This window comes from Nocardia sp. NPDC059236, from assembly GCF_042754085.1.
GTDB lineage: Bacteria > Actinomycetota > Actinomycetes > Mycobacteriales > Mycobacteriaceae > Nocardia.
In genome coordinates this window covers 108990-127247 of sequence record NZ_JBHZAF010000018.1, presented here as the reverse complement: position 1 = coordinate 127247, position 18258 = coordinate 108990, and the positions used below count along the sequence as shown (strand labels likewise).

General features: G+C 67.9%; 18 protein-coding genes. 8 read left to right on the top strand and 10 right to left on the bottom strand.

Annotated elements, in window-relative coordinates; translation table 11 throughout:
• The 3 genes from sdhA to ACFXIV_RS36075 all read left to right on the top strand — a co-directional run bounded on the left by sdhA (position 1) and on the right by ACFXIV_RS36075 (position 3229).
• Complete coding sequence (gene sdhA / locus ACFXIV_RS36085; RefSeq protein WP_354830187.1) at positions 1-1770, top strand: succinate dehydrogenase flavoprotein subunit; 1770 nt, start codon at positions 1-3, stop codon at positions 1768-1770.
• Entirely contained in the window at positions 1770-2537 is a 768-nt protein-coding gene (locus ACFXIV_RS36080; RefSeq protein ID WP_379394853.1) for a succinate dehydrogenase iron-sulfur subunit, read from the top strand. The genes sdhA and ACFXIV_RS36080 overlap by 1 nt, the downstream gene beginning before the upstream one ends.
• Before the next feature lie 206 nt (positions 2538-2743).
• The gene (locus ACFXIV_RS36075) at positions 2744-3229 is read left to right on the top strand and encodes a hypothetical protein (RefSeq protein WP_379394851.1); all 486 of its coding nucleotides are present in this window, start codon (positions 2744-2746) and stop codon (positions 3227-3229) included.
• A 111-nt stretch (positions 3230-3340) separates the two neighbouring features.
• On the opposite strand, the gene ACFXIV_RS36070 is transcribed toward ACFXIV_RS36075, so the two are convergent.
• Entirely contained in the window at positions 3341-3964 is a 624-nt protein-coding gene (locus ACFXIV_RS36070) for a PadR family transcriptional regulator (RefSeq protein ID WP_379394849.1), read from the bottom strand.
• A gap of 127 nt (positions 3965-4091) precedes the next feature.
• On the opposite strand from ACFXIV_RS36070, the gene ACFXIV_RS36065 reads away from it, so the two are divergent.
• Together ACFXIV_RS36065 and ACFXIV_RS36060 are read left to right on the top strand one after the other, a co-directional pair.
• Positions 4092-4574, top strand: a complete 483-nt coding sequence (locus ACFXIV_RS36065; RefSeq protein ID WP_379394847.1) for a hypothetical protein — start codon at positions 4092-4094, stop codon at positions 4572-4574.
• A gap of 202 nt (positions 4575-4776) precedes the next feature.
• Positions 4777-5667 (top strand): phenylalanine 4-monooxygenase, encoded by an 891-nt coding sequence (locus tag ACFXIV_RS36060; protein WP_379394845.1) that lies wholly within the window; start codon positions 4777-4779, stop codon positions 5665-5667.
• On the opposite strand, the gene ACFXIV_RS36055 is transcribed toward ACFXIV_RS36060, so the two are convergent.
• Both ACFXIV_RS36055 and ACFXIV_RS36050 read right to left on the bottom strand, forming a co-directional pair.
• A complete protein-coding gene (locus ACFXIV_RS36055; protein WP_379394843.1) occupies positions 5664-6281 on the bottom strand; it encodes a TetR family transcriptional regulator in 618 nt (205 codons plus the stop codon). The genes ACFXIV_RS36060 and ACFXIV_RS36055 overlap by 4 nt on opposite strands.
• Positions 6271-7785, bottom strand: a complete 1515-nt coding sequence (locus ACFXIV_RS36050; protein WP_379394841.1) for an MFS transporter — start codon at positions 7783-7785, stop codon at positions 6271-6273. The genes ACFXIV_RS36055 and ACFXIV_RS36050 overlap by 11 nt, the downstream gene beginning before the upstream one ends.
• A gap of 240 nt (positions 7786-8025) precedes the next feature.
• On the opposite strand from ACFXIV_RS36050, the gene ACFXIV_RS36045 reads away from it, so the two are divergent.
• Entirely contained in the window at positions 8026-8697 is a 672-nt protein-coding gene (locus tag ACFXIV_RS36045; RefSeq protein WP_379394839.1) for a SnoaL-like polyketide cyclase, read from the top strand.
• Positions 8698-8781: 84 nt separating this feature from the next.
• Positions 8782-10119 carry a D-alanyl-D-alanine carboxypeptidase family protein gene (locus tag ACFXIV_RS36040; protein ID WP_379394837.1) on the top strand — a complete coding sequence of 446 codons (1338 nt, stop codon included), beginning with the start codon at positions 8782-8784 and terminating at the stop codon, positions 10117-10119.
• Between the two features lie 4 nt (positions 10120-10123).
• Here the strand turns inward: ACFXIV_RS36040 and yhjD are convergent, their stop codons facing one another.
• The 3 genes from yhjD to ACFXIV_RS36025 are packed head-to-tail and all read right to left on the bottom strand — an operon-like array spanning position 10124 to position 13167.
• Positions 10124-11137: an inner membrane protein YhjD gene (yhjD, locus tag ACFXIV_RS36035; protein WP_379394835.1), complete on the bottom strand. Its 1014-nt coding sequence runs from the start codon at positions 11135-11137 to the stop codon at positions 10124-10126.
• Positions 11138-11175: 38 nt separating this feature from the next.
• Positions 11176-12201: a tryptophan--tRNA ligase gene (trpS, locus tag ACFXIV_RS36030; protein WP_379394833.1), complete on the bottom strand. Its 1026-nt coding sequence runs from the start codon at positions 12199-12201 to the stop codon at positions 11176-11178.
• Positions 12202-12222: 21 nt separating this feature from the next.
• Complete coding sequence (locus tag ACFXIV_RS36025) at positions 12223-13167, bottom strand: oxygenase MpaB family protein (RefSeq protein WP_379394831.1); 945 nt, start codon at positions 13165-13167, stop codon at positions 12223-12225.
• A gap of 113 nt (positions 13168-13280) precedes the next feature.
• Here ACFXIV_RS36025 and ACFXIV_RS36020 point away from each other — a divergent pair, with 113 nt between their 5' ends.
• Positions 13281-13919 (top strand): TetR/AcrR family transcriptional regulator, encoded by a 639-nt coding sequence (locus ACFXIV_RS36020; protein WP_379394829.1) that lies wholly within the window; start codon positions 13281-13283, stop codon positions 13917-13919.
• Between the two features lie 51 nt (positions 13920-13970).
• Here ACFXIV_RS36020 and ACFXIV_RS36015 read toward each other — a convergent pair whose 3' ends face one another.
• The 4 genes from ACFXIV_RS36015 to ACFXIV_RS36000 form a co-directional block, all read right to left on the bottom strand.
• A complete protein-coding gene (locus tag ACFXIV_RS36015) occupies positions 13971-15104 on the bottom strand; it encodes a PQQ-binding-like beta-propeller repeat protein (protein ID WP_379394827.1) in 1134 nt (377 codons plus the stop codon).
• A 132-nt stretch (positions 15105-15236) separates the two neighbouring features.
• Positions 15237-16955 carry a phospholipase C gene (locus tag ACFXIV_RS36010; RefSeq protein ID WP_379394825.1) on the bottom strand — a complete coding sequence of 573 codons (1719 nt, stop codon included), beginning with the start codon at positions 16953-16955 and terminating at the stop codon, positions 15237-15239.
• 116 nt (positions 16956-17071) lie between these two features.
• Complete coding sequence (locus ACFXIV_RS36005; protein ID WP_379394823.1) at positions 17072-17578, bottom strand: barstar family protein; 507 nt, start codon at positions 17576-17578, stop codon at positions 17072-17074.
• On the bottom strand, positions 17579-18106 hold the full coding sequence (locus tag ACFXIV_RS36000) for a ribonuclease domain-containing protein (RefSeq protein ID WP_379421386.1): 528 nt from the start codon (positions 18104-18106) through the stop codon (positions 17579-17581).
• Positions 18107-18258 lie beyond the last annotated feature (152 nt).

Sequence of the window (18258 nt, the reverse complement as noted above, 5' to 3'; positions counted from 1 at the left end):
ATGAGTGAATCCCGACCGATTCAGGAACACCGCTACGACGTCGTGATCGTCGGTGCCGGTGGCGCTGGAATGCGTGCGGCGATCGAGGCCGGTCCTCGGGTCCGCACCGCCGTGCTGACCAAGCTCTACCCGACCCGCTCGCACACCGGTGCGGCGCAGGGTGGCATGTGCGCCGCGCTCGCCAATGTCGAAGAGGACAACTGGGAGTGGCACACCTTCGACACCGTCAAGGGTGGTGACTACCTGGTCGACCAGGACGCCGCGGAGATCATGGCCAAGGAGGCCATCGACGCCGTGCTCGACCTGGAGAAGATGGGTCTGCCGTTCAACCGCACGCCCGAGGGCAAGATCGACCAGCGTCGCTTCGGCGGCCACACCCGTGACCACGGCAAGGCGCCGGTGCGCCGCGCGTGCTACGCCGCCGACCGCACGGGCCACATGATCCTGCAGACGCTCTACCAGAACTGCGTCAAGCACGACGTGCAGTTCTTCAACGAGTTCTACGTGCTGGACCTGATTCTCACCGACACCGACCGTGGCCCCGTCGCCACCGGTGTGGTCGCCTACGAGCTGGCCACCGGTGAGCTGCACGTGTTCCACGCCAAGGCGATCATCTTCGCCACCGGTGGTTCGGGCCGCATGTACAAGACCACCTCCAATGCCCACACCCTCACCGGTGACGGCATGGCGATCGTGTTCCGCAAGGGACTCCCGCTGGAGGACATGGAGTTCCACCAGTTCCACCCGACAGGCCTCGCGGGCCTGGGCATCCTGATCTCGGAGGCCGTGCGTGGTGAGGGCGGCATTCTCCGCAATGCCTCCGGTGAGCGCTTCATGGAGCGCTACGCGCCGACCATCAAGGACCTGGCGCCGCGTGACATCGTCGCGCGCTCCATGGTGCTCGAGGTCCGCGAGGGCCGCGGCGCCGGCCCGAACAAGGACTACGTGCTCATCGACGTGACCCACCTCGGTGAGGACGTGCTCGAGGAGAAGCTCCCCGACATCACCGAGTTCGCCCGCACCTACCTGGGTGTGGACCCGGTCAAGGAGCCGGTGCCGGTCATGCCGACCTGTCACTACGTGATGGGTGGCATCCCGACCCGCATCCGCGGCGAGGTGCTGCGCAACAACACCGACATCGTTCCCGGCCTGTACGCCGCGGGCGAGTGCGCGTGTGTGTCCGTGCACGGCGCGAATCGTCTGGGCACCAACTCGCTGCTGGACATCAACGTGTTCGGCCGGCGCGCGGGCATCGCCGCCGCCGAGTACGCCGCGCGTGCCGAGTTCGTGGACATGCCGGAGAACCCGGCGCAGATGGTGCAGGACTGGCTGGCCGGCCTGCTCAGCGACCACGGCAACGAGCGCGTCGCCGACATCCGCACCGAGCTGCAGAACTCCATGGACGACAAGGCCGGTGTGTACCGCACCGAGGAGAGCCTCAAGTCCATGCTCGAGGAGATCCAGGTCTTCAAGGAGCGCTACTCGCGGATCACCGTGCAGGACAAGGGCCGTCGCTACAACAGCGATCTGCTCGAGGCCGTCGAGCTGGGCTTCCTGCTGGAGCTGGCCGAGGTGACCGTGGCGGGTGCGGTGAACCGCAAGGAGTCCCGCGGCGGCCACGCGCGCGAGGACTACCCGGACCGCGACGACGTCAACTTCATGCGGCACACCATGGCCTACAAGACCAGCCCGGAGCTCATCTCCGATATCCGCCTGGACTACAAGCCGGTGGTGCAGACCCGCTACGAGCCGATGGAGCGTAAGTACTGATGACTGCTGTCGCTGAAACGCCGCAGAAGCCGGCTCCGGTGCCGGACGGGTCGACCATGATCACGGTCAAGATCGCCCGCTTCAACCCGGAGGACGGGAAGGGCCAGCACTGGGACGAATTCAAGGTTCCGGTGCTGCCGACCGACCGGTTCCTGAACGTGCTGATCTACATCAAGTCCTACCTGGACGGCACGCTCACCTTCCGCCGCTCCTGCGCGCACGGCGTGTGTGGCTCGGATGCCATGCGGATCAACGGCGTCAACCGCCTGGCGTGCAAGATCCTCATGAAGGACATGCTGCCCAAGAGCGGCAAGGAGCTGACGGTCACCGTCGAGCCGATCCGCGGCCTGCCCGTGGAGAAGGACCTCGTGGTGGACATGGAGCCGTTCTTCGACGCCTTCAAGGCCGTCAAGCCGTACCTGATCACCCATGGCAACGAGCCGACGTTCGAGCGCATCCAGTCGCAGCACGACCGCGCCCGCTTCGACGACACCACCAAGTGCATCCTGTGCGCCTGCTGCACCACCTCCTGCCCCGTGTACTGGAGCGACGGCAGCTACTTCGGCCCGGCCGCGATCGTGAACGCGCACCGCTTCATCTTCGACAGCCGTGACGAGGGCGCCCGCGAGCGCCTCGACATCCTCAACGATGTCGAGGGTGTGTGGCGCTGCCGCACCACCTTCAATTGCACCGACGCCTGCCCCCGTGGCATCGAGGTCACGAAGGCGATCCAGGAGGTCAAGCGCGCCCTCCTGTTCACGCGGTGAGGATTACCCACTCCCGGGCCACTCAGGGGTGAATCCCTGAAACCCCAGAGTCCGGGGCGAAACTCGAAGGCCGCCCGCATCTTCGGATGCGGGCGGCCTTTCCTGTGAGACGAAGGACACGGGAACCGCGGCGGCGGGTCCGGGCGTTCCCACTTCGAAGGCACCAAGTCCGGTCGCGGCCGGGCGCGCACGTAGAGGAACGTCCTGTGATCTGCTTCTTCGACCCGGCTCACGGCCCGGCCGCCATGCAAGTGACGTGGCAGCCGCAGTGGGGGGTAGCCCGTACCGTCGAGGTCTGCCAATTCTGTGGGCAGCGTATCCAGACCACGCAGCCGCCGTTCTATCAGCCTGTGCAGCAGGGCTATCCGCAGCCGGGGTATCCGCCGCAGCCCGGCTATCCGCCGCCCGGTTACCCCGCGCAGCCGGGATATCCGCCGCAACCCGGGTATCCGCCCCAGCCGGGGTACGCCCCGCAGCCGGGGTACGCTCCCCCGCCGCCGCGCCAGGGCCACAGCACCGGCGCCATGATCGGGGCGGGTGCGGCCGGTCTGGTGGGCGGCATGCTGATCGGCGAGATGATGTCCGACGATGACGAGCGCGACGAAGAGCGCGCCTACGAACGCGGATTCGACGACGCCGGCCGTGGCGACTACAACGGCGACGACTACAACAACGACGACGGCTTCTTCTGATCCATCGGCCGCAGCCGCCCGAAATGTCGAGGCCGCCCGCATCTTTCGGATGCGGGCGGCCTTGTCCTATTGCGGGCCACCGCCGTTCGCGTGCGGTGCCGCGCTGTTCGCCTACACCGTGGTCTGATCCTGGAAGCGCGCCAGGGATTCCCACGACCAGGTCAGGCTGCCATCGGCGAGGTCGGCGAGAACGCCTTCCAGCCAGTGCGATTCGGCGGCGATGAGAGCGCGCTGGTATTCGTCCTCGAGCATGGTGATGCGCGGCAGCCCGAACTGCCCGGCCTGCGCCATGCCCGCGTCGATCGCCTCCAGGTCGGCACGCCGGGCGGCGGCCCGCTTCTCGAGTTCGGCGCGCGCGGCGGCGGGGGTGAGCAGCATCAGAAACGACAGTGCCGCAGGGAATTCCGGGAATTCGTTGCGCGGCGTGCTGACCATCTCGTTGATCCAGGCGATGCACGAGGTCCGGCCCGCGTCGGTGATCTCGTAGACGGTGCGCTCCGGGTACTGCTGATCGCGCCCCGTCTCGCGCACGGCCACCAGGCCGGCCTCCTGCAGGCGCGCGATCGTCTTGTAGAGCTGCGCGCGCTGCCCCACGTTCACGACCTTGTCCTTGCCCCACTCCTTGATGCGGCGCTGGATGGCGTAGGGGTGCATCGGCTCCAGGTGCAGGATGCCGAGCACCGCCATGGCCAGGGGCGACCGCTTGAACTGCGGGGCCTGCGTCGATGCTGTCATGCAGTCCATCTTACTAGGTGCCCAAAAACTAGTTTCGAAGAACTAGTTGCAAGAGAACTAGTTTATATGCCACTATTGAGGAGCAGGCGAACCCGACCAGCACCACCACCTCCGAAAGGACACGGCCATGAACGCCATCGACACCACCAACACCGGCGCCGACACCGTCAAGATCCACACCGACCACGCCACCACCAAGCACCTGGGCGACTGGACCCACTCCTCCTCGTTCGAGGTGAAGGCCCGCTACGGCAGCGTCGTCATCGACCTGCGCTCGCCCTGGATCGAGGGCGAACAGGAGATCGTGGTGCACGCCGACCTCGACCACGCCCTGGTCAAGCTGCTGGTCCCCGAGGACGCGGTCATCGACCAGACCGAGCTGGCCTGGACCGGTCGCGGCCGGGTCAAGGACATGGCCCGCCCGCAGGACGCCGCCGGCCGCGTCATCCGGCTCACCGGTTCCAGCACCAAGAGCGAGTTCCGCATCCACCGCGGCGGCATCGCGGTGCTGTCGGCCCTGTTCAGCCGCGAGTTCTTCGAGGACGCCAAGCAGGCGCACCGCGAGGGCCGCACCCCGACCCTGCTCGACCCGGCCAACGCGCCGCGCTGATCACCGCCTCCCGCCGGGCCCGGCTGCAAACGGGCCCGGCGGGAGACCGGCCGAGCCGCCGCGCTCGATACGGGTACTAATGCCTACCTGACAGCGGCTCGCCACTCGTCGTTCATCGACACCGAGGCCGCCCAGCTGGTCAATCTGACCAGCTGGGCGGTCTTTCGTTGTCTAGATCACATGCCGGTGCTTGCATCGAAGTATGTTCACCGAGGCTCAGCTGTACTCGCCGGTCACGAAGGAGGCCGACGGCGATGTGACAGTGCACTTGAGCGACGAGCATCCGGGTGTGCACGACCCCGTGTACCGAGCCCGCCGCAATGCGATCGCCGCCATGGCGCTGGAGTTCCGGCCCGGGGCACAGGTGCCGCACATCGACTACACCGCGGAGGAGCAGCAGGTCTGGCGGATCGTCTCCGCCGAACTGGCGCGCAAGCGGGAAGGCTACGCGTGCGCGGAGGTGATCACGGCCGCCGAGCGCCTCGGGTTGCCCTCGGACCATATTCCGCAACTCGACGAGGTGACCGCGAAGCTGGTGCCGCTCACCGGATTCCGGTACGCACCGGCCGCCGGATTGGTGCCGCTGCGGGAGTTCTTCGGCTCGTTCGCCGACCGGATCTTCCACTCCACCCAGTACATTCGCCACCACTCCGCGCCGCTCTACACGCCGGAGCCGGACGCCGTGCACGAAATCCTCGGGCACGCCAATCAATTGGCCAGCCCGCGCTTCGCGGCCGTGTACGAGACGGTCGGCGCGGCGGTGGCCCGGCTGGAGACCCAGCGGGCGCTGAAGTTCCTGGCCGACGTGTTCTGGTTCTCGATGGAGTTCGGGGTGCTGCGCGAGCACGGCGAAGTGCGTTGTTACGGCGCGGGACTGCTGTCCTCGTTCGGGGAGATCGAGGAGTTCCGCCAGGCCGAGCTGCGGCCGCTGGACATTCACGCCATGGGGACCATCACGTACGACATCACCCACTATCAGCCGATTCTGTACTGCGCCGAATCCGTCGGCGAGATCGAGGATGTGATCGGCGGGTTCTTCGAGACCATGACCGATGAGACGGTGGAGCGGCTCACGGCAGTGAAACCGGCCTAGAGCGGCATACCCGCCTCGAGGAAGTCGATGACGCGCATGATCTGTTCCGGGGTGAACGGCGCGTCGCCGATGAACGCGATCATCGCTCCACTGAGCGCACCGGCGAAGGCCCGCACCTCGAAATCCCCTGCGGTACGGCCGGTTCGCCGCGCGATGATCTCGGCGATCAGTTCGATGCTGCGCTCGAACTCCCGGGCCACCGCTCCCCGGAGCTCCGGAATCGAGTAGAGCAATTCCACCCGCTGCTGCTCGAAGGCGAATTCCTCGGGCGACAGGGACGCGAAGGAATCGAGGGTGGCCTGCTTGAACGCGGCCAGCATGGACAGTTCCTTCGGCTGCTTCTCGATGGCCGCGATCATGATCGGGTCCAGATCGTCGGCCAGCGCCACCTGCTCCTTGGAGGGGAAGTATCGGAAGAAGGTGCTGGGCGAGATGTCGGCGGCCGCGGCGATCTGCTCGACCGTGGTCTCGTTGTAGCCCTGCTCGCGGAACAGGCGGAAGGCCTCGGTGCGAATGGTCCGGCGGGTGCGTTCCTTCTTGCGTTCACGCAGGCCGCCCCCGGCCGCGGTCTTCACCGGGGCCGGAGGCGTCGCGGAGGCAGTCTCAGCCGACATGGACCGATTGTCCCGCATCGAGATCGGTGGTCACGACCGGATCCTTGCGGCGGATCACGAAGGCGGCCAGCACCGCGGCGACCGCGCAGATGGCGGTGCACACCCACAGCATGGCGCTCATGCCGTCGACGAAGGCGCTCTGCACGTGGGCCAGCAGGGCCGGGTCGCCGAGCTTGCGGGCCACGCCGACCCCGGCGTTCACGCCGTCGGAGATGGGTGCGCGGTCGAGATCGCCCAGGCTGGAGCGGTACTGGGTGGACAGCACGGTACCGAGGATGGCGACGCCGATGGTGCCGCCCGCCTGCCGCAGCGCCTGCAGCAGCGCGGATCCGGAACCGGCCCGCTCAGGGGTGAGGTCGTCGGTGGCCGCGCCCATGGCCGCGGGCATCACGAAGCCCATCCCGAGGCCGAGCAGCACCAGCGCTGCGGCCGCGAAGCCGTATCCGCTGTCCACGGTGATGAGCGCGCCCATGCCGAGACCGGCTGCGAGCAAGGCGAATCCGGCCACCAGCACGGTGCGGACACCGACCTTCGGCAGCAGCTTGTCCACCACCCGGGAGCCGGCGGCCAGGCCCGCGATGAGCGGCAGCAGGCGCAGGCCGCTGCCGAGCGTATCGGCTCCCAGCACCGCCTGGAAGTACTGCGGCATGGTGAAGAACAGGCCGAACATCGCGAAGTTCACCAGCACCATGAACACTGTGCCCCAACGGAATCCGGGCTCGCCGAAGAGTCCGAGGTCGACCAGTGGGTGCGCGGTGCGACGCTGCCACAGCAGGAATGCTCCGCCCAGGACGACGCCCGCGGCGATGGCGGTCCAGGCCACGGCGTCGCCCCAGCCCTCCTGACCGCAGCGGATGAAACCGTAGGTGATGCCGAGCATTCCGGCCGCGGACAGCAGCGCGCCGGGCAGATCGATGCGGAAAGTGCTCTCGCTCTTGGATTCCGGGACCAGCAGGCCGACGGCGGTCGCGCCGATGATCACCAGCGGCACATTGAGCAGGAAGGCCGAGCCCCACCAGTAGTGCTGCAGCAGCCAGCCGCCCACGATCGGGCCCAGGGGCAGGCCGATGGCGGTCGAGGTGATCCAGATGGTGATGGCCCGCTGCCGTTCGCGCTGCTCGGGGAAGAGGGTGGGCAGCACCGCCATGGACAGCGGCATCATGATCGCCGCGGCCAGGCCGAGGACCACGCGGCCGGCGACGAGCTGGCCGGAGGACGTGGCGAAGGCGCACGCCACCGAGGCCACGCCGAACAGCAGCAGCGCGGCGAGCAGGAACTTCTTGCGCCCGTATCGGTCGCCGAGGGCTCCCGCCGGGAGCATGAAGGCGGCCAGGGCCAGGGTGTAGGCGCTGCTGAACCACTGCAGCGCGGAGGTATCGGCGTGCAGGTCGACCGCGAGGGTGGGCAGGGCGACGGTGAGCACGGTGACGTCGAGGCCGATGGTCAGCATGGCGACCGCCAGGGCTCCCAGCGCCAGCCAGCGGCGCACTCCCTGAGCCTTCATGACAGCTCCAATCATTTGGGATCTTCTCGATAATGAGAGAGTCTCTCATTTCATAGAGACTGTCAATTCTTGTCGTGTCATGAGTCGGGGCGGGCCGGGATGGGGTGGATCACCATTTCGCTGTCTGGTACTGGAGTCCCAAATGCTTGTCGCGACATGAAGTCCCCGTGCTGTTACCGTCATGCGGTCCGTTTCTGAGATCGATGACCCCCCAACGGGTCTGGACACGTGAGGCACGAAATGACCGACCAAGCAACCGAATCCGTCGAGACCCCGCTGCACCTGCAGGGCCGTGACGCCGTCATCGCCGCTGCGGCGCCGGAGGATTGGCGTGAAGGCGCGCCCGATTACCACCTGAGCAAGGAAGTCATTCCGGTCGAGCGCACCACCCAGCACGCGCCGGATTCGCTGGAGCACATCGTCGAAGAGCTGGTGAAGGTCTTCGAGATGGAGGTCTCGCACAAGAAGGACCCGGCCACCTGGGTCTCGCTGGTGGCCGAGCACTACCGCGGCCGCGTCAACGGCGGAAACTGGCAGGACGCAGCAGAATTCGCGAGTATCGGGTCCTACAACATCCTGATCGGCGAGAACCCCTTCTACGACGCCGCGGGCGAGACCTTCGAGACCTCGCACAAGATCTTCCACACCGCGTTCCCGGGCGGCTTCTTCTGGGAGGTGCTCGAGGTGCTGTCCGGCCCGCCGACCGTCACCTTCAAGTGGCGCCACTGGGGTCGTTACAAGGGCGAGTACAAGGGCCACCAGCCCACCGGCGAACTCATCGAGATGACCGGCGTCACCATCGCCAAGGTCTCCGAGGACCTGCGCATCCTCGAGCTCGAGCACTTCTACGACAACAACAAGTTGCTCGGCCCCCTGGCTCACGGCTGCCCGGTCACCCACACCGCCAACTAGCCGCTCTCCCAGGCCGACACGGTCGCGGCCGCGCCGCGGCACATCACGCGCCGGTGTGACCGGTCGGCTATAGAGTCGGGCGCGATGAGTATCCGCAGGTATTCGCGCCGAACCGTGCACCCGGCCGCTGGTCGGCGGCGCGCCCCCCTTGTCACCGTGGCCCTGGCGGCCGGTCTCACCGTGTTCGCCGGGGTCGCCTTCGGGCCACTACCAGGTGCGGCGCAGGCCCAACCGTCCGCCACGACAACGCCGTTCACCACGCCCAATACCGACGGCTGCCCGAACAAGACGGCTCCGCCGCCGCCCATCGACACCTCCGAGGCGCCCGAGCCGGGGCAGACGGCGCCGGCGGCGCTGCCGATTCCGAATCCGCCGATCGGGGGTAAGCAGCTCGGCGGGTGCGGCGTCATCCTGCCGTCGGGGGCGGGGCCGCTGCCGGAGGGGATCTCGGCCACCGCCTGGGAGGTGGCGGATCTGGATACCGGGCGGGTCATCGCGGCCAAGGATCCGCACGGGCGCTACCGGCCCGCCTCCACCATCAAGGTGCTGCTGGCGTCGGTGGCGATCCCGGCGCTGGACCTGGACAAGACGGTGATCGGCACCCAGGATGACGCCAATGCCGACGGCACCCGGGTCGGGATCGGACCGGGTGGGCGCTACACCAACAAGCAGCTGTTCCAGGCGCTGATCATGGCGTCGGGCAATGATGCGGCGCATGCCATCTCGACCCAGCTGGGCGGGGACGACGCCACCGTCGCCAAGATGAACACGCTCGCGAAACAGTTGCAGGCGTTGGACACCCGGGCCGCCACGCCCTCGGGTCTGGACGGGCCGGGCATGAGCATCTCGGCCTACGACCTGGCGCTGCTGTTCCGGCACGCGATGACGCTGCCGCTGTTCGCGGAGCTGATCCACACCGAGCAGGTGGACTTCCCCGGCTACCCGGCCGACCCGAAAAACCCTGACGACAAGGATCATCCGGGCTTCCCGGTCGGCAATGACAACCATCTGCTCTTCGAGTACGACGGCGCGATCGGCGGCAAGACCGGCTACACCGACGACGCCCGGCAGACCTTCGTCGCGGCGGCGCAGCGCAACGGCCACCGCTACGTGGTGACGCTGCTCAAGGCGGACGTGCGGCCCTTCCGGCCGTGGGAGCAGGCGGCCAAACTGCTCGACTACGCCTTCGCGCTGCCGGCCGGCGCGACCGTGGGCAGCATGCCCGACGGCAGCTCCGGAGGCGCGAATCCCTCGGTGGCACTGGCGAGTCCGCCCGCCCGGACCGATGCCGAGCCCGCCTCGGCCGCGGATTCCGGTTCCAGCTCCGACCACCACGATCTGCGGATCGCCCTGATGGCCGTCGGCGTGATCCTGGTCCTGGTGCTGCTGTTGAGCGCGCGCCGGATGAGCCGCCGCCGCTGAGCGGTCAACGGCGGCGCAGCGTCGAAAGCAGCGTCGCCGCAAGGGCTCCCGCGCCGAACCAGGCCGCACCCGCTCCGGCGGAGAGTCCGCCCGCGGTCATCCGGGGGCGGATGATCGCCGGGGCGGGTGGCGGGATCTCGGCGGGCACCTCGTTGTCCGCGGCCGTGGCGGCCCAGGCGGTGGCGAAGAGGATGATCCGCGCGGTGAAGTAGCTGAAGACCATCAGGCCGATGATCGGCCCGAAGACCGCCCCGGCCGGGCCGTTGACCACCGATCGCAGAATGACCGAGGCCAGCTGCTTGAACGCCTCGAAGATGACCGCCGCGATCATGGCCGCGCGGGCGGCACTGCGGAAGGTGACCGGGTGCAGCGGGAGGCGCGCGATGATCCAGACGAACACGGCCCAGTTCGCCACCACCGCCAGCAGCAGCGACGCCACGGTGAGCAGGACCTTCGCCCAGGCCGACTCGTGCACGTGCAGGCGGTCGAGCAGGTGGGTGATCAGGCCGCCGGAGGCCAGCACGGACAGGCCGAGGGAGACGAGGATGGCGAGGAACAGCCCGATCAGCGCCAGCAGGTCGGAGACCTTGGCGAGGAACCAGTTTCGCTTCTTACTGGGCTGATCCCACTGCTCGCTGAGCGCCGCCCGCAGGTTGCCGATCCAGCCCAGCCCGGCGTACGCGCCGGTCACCAGACCGATGGAGCCCACGCCCGTCCGCGACTCCACGGCCCGGTGGACCAGGTCGTTGATCTGGCTGCCCGCGTCGCCCGGAATGTTCTCGACGATCTTGTTCTGAATATCGGTGAGCCACTGCGGATTCCGCGACAGCACGAAGCCGGCCACCGCGAAACCCACCATCAGCAGCGGAAACAGCGAAAGCACCGTGAAATAGGTGATGCCCGCGGCGTAGTAGTCGCCACGCTGACGCTGATAGCGCTCGCCCGCGCGGACCACGTGATCCAGCCAGGGACGACGCTGGATCTGCCGCGCTATCCACGCCGTCACGTTCCCGAACACACCGCCACCTCCGCACACCCGGACGCGCGGCGGCCGGATCAGCGGGCCGGGAAGCCCACCCGGTCGTACACCTGCGCGAGAGTCTTCCCGGCGACCTCCCGCGCCCGCTCGGCCCCCGCGGCGAGGATGCGGTCGAGTTCACCCTGGTCGGACATGTATTCTTGCACCTTCGCGCGCAGCGGCGTGACGAACTCGATGAGCGCGTCGGCGGTGTCCGATTTCAGGTCGCCGTAGCCCTTGCCGGCGTACTCCTGCTCGAGCGTGACGATCGGAGTGTCGGTCAGCGAGCTGAGGATGACCAGCAGATTGCTGACGCCCGCCTTGGCCTCCGGGTCGTAGCGGATCTCACGCTCGGTGTCGGTGACCGCGGAGCGGATCTTCTTCGCCGAGACCTTGGGATCGTCGAGCAGGTTGAGCAGGCCCGCGTCGCTGTTGGCCGACTTGCTCATCTTCGCGGTCGGATCCTGCAGGTCGTAGATCTTGGCGGTGCCGGTCACGATGTGCGGCTCGGGCACCACGAAGGTCTTCTTGTAGCGAGTGTTGAAGCGCTGCGCCAGGTTTCGGGTCAGCTCCAGGTGCTGGCGCTGATCCTCGCCGACCGGCACCAGCTGGGCGCGGTAGAGCAGGATGTCGGCGGCCATCAGCACCGGGTAGGTGAACAGACCGACGGTGGCATTGTCCGCGCCCTGCTTGACCGACTTGTCCTTGAACTGGGTCATCCGGCTCGCCTCGCCGAACCCCGTGATGCAGTTCAGCACCCACGCCAGCTCGGCATGCTCGGGCACCTGGGACTGCACGAACAGCGTGGACTTCTTGGGGTCCAGCCCCAGCGCCAGCAGCTGCGCGGCCGAGATCTTGACCCGCATACGCAGCTGCTTCGGGTCCTGCGGCACCGTGATGGCGTGCAGGTCCGGAATGAAGTAGAAGGCGTCGTAGTCGTCCTGCAACCGCACCCAATACTGCAGCGCGCCAAGGTAGTTGCCGAGGTGGAAGGAATCGCTGGTGGGCTGGATTCCGGACAGGACCCGCTGCTTACGCTCAGCGGCGGCTTCAGGACTCGACATGCCCTGATCTTCGCATGTCGGCTAGGCCGTATTTCGGGCCACCCAATTGCGCGGATCGACCCCCGGCATGCTGGGCCGGCCGGAGCCGATCAGGCGCTGTTCGCGGCGGGTGGCGAGCTTGTAGAGGGGGTAGCTGGGGCCGGTCATCGGGGCGGTCAGGGGGTTGCCGACCAGAGGTGGGGAGAGGTGGGCGGTGCGGACAGCTCGGGCCAGGCCGTGGAAGGCGATGTGTTCGCGGAGGCCCCAGTCGAGGTCGTACATGTCGCGGACGCGTTCGGGGAGGCTGCCCTGGACCAGGAGGGAGAAGCCGGTGAGGGCCTGCTGGATGGGGCCCGGCAGGGGGTGGGCGACGCGCTGGCCCATGAGGTAGGAGCCGACCAGTTTGGCCTCCTCGGTGAGGTGGGGCTCGTCGGAGGCCAGGTAGCCGTCGAAGTAGTCGCGGAATTCGCGGTAGGTGTAGGGGGCGGCGCTGCGGGGCATGCCGAACAGTTCGCCCCAGCGCACGTAGTCCTGGTACAGCCCTTCGCGTTCGGTCGGGGTGAGGCGGCGGACCAGCAGATCGTGCATGACCTCGGCGGAATCGAAGGTGAAGGCCATGGTCATGAACATCAGATGCGGGTCGGCCGCGGAGTAGTGGGTGCCGGCCGGGTTGGCGTCGCCCGCGTCCTCCGGCAGCACGCCGTCGACCGGGGCGTGCCGTTTACGGGTGAAAGCCCGTGCGCGATCGGCTTCTTCGCGGGTGCCCAGGGAGACGGCCTCGAACAGGCGGCCGGTGAGGGCGAGCCGGGTGTAGGGCGTGGTCCGATGCTGGGTGTTCTCGGCGGTTCCGACATAGAGCAGCGGATGCACCGCGCCGATCACCAGCGCTCGCTGGCCGTAGGTGAGTCCGACCGCGCGCTTGCGCATGACCCTGCGGATCATCGAGTCGTCGGAGAAGTAGCCGCTCTGAGCCGCGCGTGCAGGCATCGTTGCCTCCCGGTGGGTGTGATGCGGTCCATCACATCTGGCAATAGAGTCCCCCAGATTCCAGATTCTGGCAAGATCTTCTGCCAGAATCGCGGCCGTGCCAGAATCGGTTCGTGACCGGGCAACGGACCTACGGCGGCATCTCCGCGGACGAACGCCGCACCCAGCGCCGCACCGCACTGCTCGACGCCGCCCTCGACATCCTCGGCACCCACGGCATCGACAAGCTCACCGTCTCCGCCCTCTGCACCGGCGCGGGACTCAACGAGCGCTACTACTACGAGAACTTCGACAACCGCGACGCCGTGCTGTCGGCACTGTTCGACACCATCGCCGAGGAGCTGGCCGGCGCCCTGCTCGCCGCACTGCACACCGCCCCCGACGACCCGCGCGCCAAGGCGCACGCCGCCATCACCGCGGGCATCCACGTCCTCACCGACGATCCACGCAAGGCCCGGGTCGCCCTGGTCGTCAGCTCCGCCACCCCCGAATTACGCACCCGCACAACGCACACCATCAAAGCGTTCGCGAATATCGTGGCGGCCGAGGGCATCGACTTCTACGGCCTCACCGAAGGCGACCCCCTGCCCGTGATCGGTTTCCGCGCCACCTACCTGGTCGGCGGCCTGGTCCAGACCCTCACGGCCTGGCTCCAGGGCGACCTCCCCATGACCCGCGACGAACTCGTCGACGCCACCACCGACGTTTTCGTGCTGCTGGGCGAGGATCTGGCTCGGCAGATCCGTCGCTGAGCCGCGCGCTCCCCCAGCCGCCGGAATCGTAGCCCCGCAGGGGAATCCGAGTCAGCGCACGATGGCGATCACGGCGGATGCGCCCGGCTCGTCCTCGGTGGATTCGACGTAGCAGTGGGCGTCGCCGACTGCGAAGGACACCTGCGATCCGGCCTTGTCCGGAATCGATTGCGTCCAGCGGATGGCACTGGTGTGCGCGTCGACCGCGCGGAGGGTGCGGTCGGCCAGCAGGTAGAAGGCCCCCGCGCTCGGGTATCCGCCGACATCGGCCGCGGCGCCCTGATCGGCGATGGAGATACTCCACAGCTTGGCCGCCTCGCCGCCGGGAGTCATGGCATGCAGCCGCTCGCCGTCACACAGGTAGTAGGCGTCGCCGGACCCGAAGACGACGCCGGCCGTGTAGGGCAGGGCGGGCGTGGTCCACAGCGCCGCACCGGTTTTCGGGTCCAGGCCGGAGACGATGTGGGCGCCGTCGGTGGCCAGCACGGCGCCCTGGACCAGGCCGGTGGCGATGGTGCTGGCCGCGACCGCCGAGTCGCCCGCGCGGGACCAGGCGGTCGCACCGGTCCCGAGGTCGAGGGCGACGAGATCGCCGCCGGTGCCGGGACTCTGGTTGTAGAGGAGCGAACCGCTGTCGGGCACCGACAGCGCCTCGGCGTCGCAGGGCACCCGCCAGCGGACGGCCTTGCTCGTCATGTCCACGGCCCACGCCTCGCGCCCGCCCTTGTCGCGATCGGACGCGATCAGATAGAGCACCCCGTCCCGCACACCGAAGACTCCGCCGAGCACGACCCCCTCGGGTGCGTCGAAGGACCAATTCCGTTTCCCCGACGCCAGATCCACGGCCACGGCCCGGTCCCCGGCGGCATCGGGTTCGGCCCCGCAAACCACGAGGGAGTTGCTCCAGACGCAGGAATGACGGCCGATCCCCGGCGTCGTGATCGGGAACCGCCACAACTCGCGTCCGCTCCGGGCCTCGAGCCCCGTGAGCACGGCCGCGGTTTCCACCACTACCGTGCCGGCGCCGTACCGCAATCCCCGCACCCCACCGTCGACCTGGTATTCCCAGGCGATGCTCCCGGACGCCGCGGTCCCCGCCACCCGCCGCGGCGCGGCGCACGCGGCCGCCACCCCGGCGAAGGCGAGAATCGCCCCGTCCCGCAACACTTTTCGACGACTGATCACAACCGGACCCCACTCGCTCGACACACTGTCAGCGACTATAGGGGGAACCACCCTCGCCCGAATACAAAACCGCCCGGCCTTTTCCAATGGATCGGGTCCACGGGATCGGGCCGGGCGGTCAGCGCATCCGGGCTAGCTCGCGGCGCCGGTCTTCGGGTCGAGCTGCAGGGCCGGCTGCGCGGCGGCCTTGAAGTCGAACATGGCGTCCAGGGTGCCGGCCTTCTCGTCGAACGAGTCGTCGCCGATGCGGCCGGTCTTCCAGTTGTCCTCGATGAACTTCAGGACCGAGGCCTGGTCGGTCACGCCGTGGTCGACGAAGTTGGCCTTCGAGTAGGGCGAGACGACCAGCAGCGGCACGCGCTGGCCATAGCCGCAACGGCCCTGGTACTTGGCCGGATTCGCCTTGGCGTCACCGCAGACGCCGGGGCCGCTGTAGCCGTCCTGCTCGGAGGCGGAGTTCATGACCAGCTTGGGCGCCGTGTGGTCGTACCAGCCGTCGGAGTCGTCGTAGGCGATGACGACCGCGGTGTCCTTCCAATCCGGCAGCTTCTGCAGGTGGTTGATGGTCTCCACCAGGAACTGCTGTTCGTCCAGCGGATCGGAGTAGGCGGCGTGGCCGTCCTGGTAGCCGGCGGCCTTCAGGTAGCTGACGGCGGGCAGGTTGCCCTTGTCGGCGGCGGCCCAGAAGTCGGTCAGGTCGTACTGGTGGTTGGCCTGATCGTCGTGGCCGATCTTGTCGACCGAGGTCGGCGGCAGGTGGTGCGGGTTGGCCGTCGACGCGAAGTACTGGAACGGCTCGTGGTGCGGGATGTAGTCGCCCTTGGTGTCCCAGGCCTTGTCACCGGTCTTGCCGGTACCGCCCAGTGCCACACCGACATTGTGGGTGGCGCCGCAGACGGCCTTGCCGTCCTTGGTGTCGGTGGGCTTGAAGCCGCCCTGGAAGAAGCCCCAGCTGACGCCCTTCTTGTTGAGCAGGTCGCCGATGGTGGTGCCGCTCATCTGGACGGTGTCGCGGTTGGAGCAGTCGTCGCCGTAGGGCTGCGGGTCGCCGACCACGGTGCCCTGGCCGTTGCCGGCGTTCTCCAGCACGGTGTCGGCGGGGAAGGGCTGGCCCGGCTTGGGCGGCTCCATCTTGGTGACGCCGTGGGTCTGGCCCGCGACCAGGTTCAGCGCGCCCACGGTGGACGGGCCGAAGGTGGAGGTCCAGGAGTTGTCGCTCATGGCGTAGTGCTGCGCGTAATTCCACAGCGCGGTCACCGAATTGCCGTCGTAGTAACCCATGACCAGGCCCTGCGGGCCGTAGGTCGGCGGCTTGCAGGCGCTGCCCTCGGACACATTGGTGTGCTCGACGAACTGGTCCATCTTGCCGCCGTTGAGGGCGAGCTGCTCGTCCTTGTACTCGTGGTCCTGGTCGCAGGTGATCTGCTGGTTCGGACCGCCGAGGCGCACCGGCTGCGCCTTGTTGGGGTTCTTGGTGAGCAGATCCGGCGTGAGGCCGTCCACCTTCGGCGTGTTCGGCTGCGCGGTGAACGTGGTGCCGTCGGTGTTGGCCGCGTTCGGGTAGGTGCCGAAGTAGTGATCGAAGGAGACGTTCTCCTGGAAGATCACCACCACGTGCTTGATGGGCGTCGCGGTGTCGGTGTCCGGAGCCGCCTGGTCGGACGACGACGAACACGAGGTGGCGCTCAGCGCGACCAGCGCGGCGAACGCGGCGGCGGCGCGGCTTCGTTTGCCGAAGCGACGGCCATGGGCGACCGCCAGGCTTGGGCGACGGCCATGGGCGACCGCCAGGCTTGGGCGACGGCCATGGGCGACCGCCAGGCTTGGGCGACGGCGTGCCGAGGCAGGCATGGAACCCTCCAGGTCTATCCGGATCGCGTCAGGCCGCGATCGCATAGCGGAACCATTCCAGCGTCCAGGACAGTTTTGTTCGACCGCAGGTTAACTGGAGTGGAAGGTCCGGTGAATCAAGAATTTTCGGTTTCGAGGTCGAGAGCCAGGGGTATCACCGGTAACCCGGGTGGCGTGGCGTCCTGCAGGACCACCCGGAAGGGGATGCCGCGGGCCGCCCAGATGGTCGCGCAGTCGGCCATGGCCTCGGCGAACCAGTCGCGCTCGTCCGGCTGCCGATCGAGCATGAGCGCGGCATTGCGGATCACCACCACGTATCCCTGTGCGGCTCCGACGAATTCGTCGAGGTCGCGGAGGCATTCGTCGAAGGCGTCCTTGTTCTCCCCGAAGTAGTAGGGGAATTGGAAGGCGGCGGCGAACTCGTCGAAAACCTCGGTGACCGTGCGCATCTTGCGGCCGCGCAGTTCCCGGGCGACGTAGTCGTCCGGAATCCGGTAACGGACGCCGGAGAATTCGGCCGCGCCGATGGGCAGCACCCCGAGCACCGGAGCGGGGGCCCGTCGCTCGGCGACATCTTCGGCGGTAGCTGAGAGGAACTGCGACAGCGGCATCGGTTCGGTCATTCAGCGCATCCTCGTGAAGGTTTTGTAGTGGTCCCCCGTGTAATAAGCCGAACCGTCGCTGCCGGTGATGATGCGCTCGGCGTCGCGGGTCTGGCCGGGCTGCTTGGGATTCACATCCCATTCCTGATAGCTGATCGCCTTGCCGGAGGCGTCCTTGCGGGGCAGGCTGCCGTCCCGGTTGTTCCAGGTGTCGCCGCCGTGGGTGCCGGGCGCGTTGGCGGAGCCCGGCCAGCGCCCGGCGTCGATCTCGACCAGGGTCTTGTACGCCTGATCGGGCACGCCGGCCACCTTGGAAGGCGGGGCCGCTTGATCGGCCACGCCGGGAGCCGGTGTGACGCCACCCGGCTTTGCGGTCGTCTTGACCACCGATGTGACAAGGGGTTTGGCGCTGCCGGTGCTGTTCGGATGGTCGGTATTGATCCGGTTGGTGACGATAGCGGCGATCAGCGCGAGCACGGCCACGCCCAGCGTCAGCCAGGCGCTCTGCTGCTTGGACAGCTTCTTCACCGGATCGACTCGGTTCCGCAAACCAGAGAATCCCTGTTGACCAGGCAAGAAGCCGTACTGCCGACCTGTTTGCGTGCCTTACTGGTTGCTCGGCTATCCGTCATGACTGACGAATCTACGTCACCACCCGGCAGTCGGAGCACCGCCGGAACCGTGTGTGCTGGAGAGGAACG

Coding starts and splice junctions, on each gene's coding strand:
- ACFXIV_RS36080 (WP_379394853.1), top strand. CDS start 1,770: ATGACTGCTGTCGCTGAAACGCCGCAGAAGCCGGCTCCGGTGCCGGAC.
- ACFXIV_RS36065 (WP_379394847.1), top strand. CDS start 4,092: ATGAACGCCATCGACACCACCAACACCGGCGCCGACACCGTCAAGATC.
- trpS (WP_379394833.1), bottom strand. CDS start 12,201: ATGTCGAGTCCTGAAGCCGCCGCTGAGCGTAAGCAGCGGGTCCTGTCC.
- ACFXIV_RS36045 (WP_379394839.1), top strand. CDS start 8,026: ATGACCGACCAAGCAACCGAATCCGTCGAGACCCCGCTGCACCTGCAG.
- ACFXIV_RS36005 (WP_379394823.1), bottom strand. CDS start 17,578: ATGACCGAACCGATGCCGCTGTCGCAGTTCCTCTCAGCTACCGCCGAA.
- sdhA (WP_354830187.1), top strand. CDS start 1: ATGAGTGAATCCCGACCGATTCAGGAACACCGCTACGACGTCGTGATC.
- ACFXIV_RS36050 (WP_379394841.1), bottom strand. CDS start 7,785: ATGAAGGCTCAGGGAGTGCGCCGCTGGCTGGCGCTGGGAGCCCTGGCG.
- ACFXIV_RS36055 (WP_379394843.1), bottom strand. CDS start 6,281: ATGTCGGCTGAGACTGCCTCCGCGACGCCTCCGGCCCCGGTGAAGACC.
- ACFXIV_RS36070 (WP_379394849.1), bottom strand. CDS start 3,964: ATGACAGCATCGACGCAGGCCCCGCAGTTCAAGCGGTCGCCCCTGGCC.
- ACFXIV_RS36060 (WP_379394845.1), top strand. CDS start 4,777: ATGTTCACCGAGGCTCAGCTGTACTCGCCGGTCACGAAGGAGGCCGAC.
- ACFXIV_RS36040 (WP_379394837.1), top strand. CDS start 8,782: ATGAGTATCCGCAGGTATTCGCGCCGAACCGTGCACCCGGCCGCTGGT.
- ACFXIV_RS36010 (WP_379394825.1), bottom strand. CDS start 16,955: ATGCCTGCCTCGGCACGCCGTCGCCCAAGCCTGGCGGTCGCCCATGGC.
- ACFXIV_RS36025 (WP_379394831.1), bottom strand. CDS start 13,167: ATGCCTGCACGCGCGGCTCAGAGCGGCTACTTCTCCGACGACTCGATG.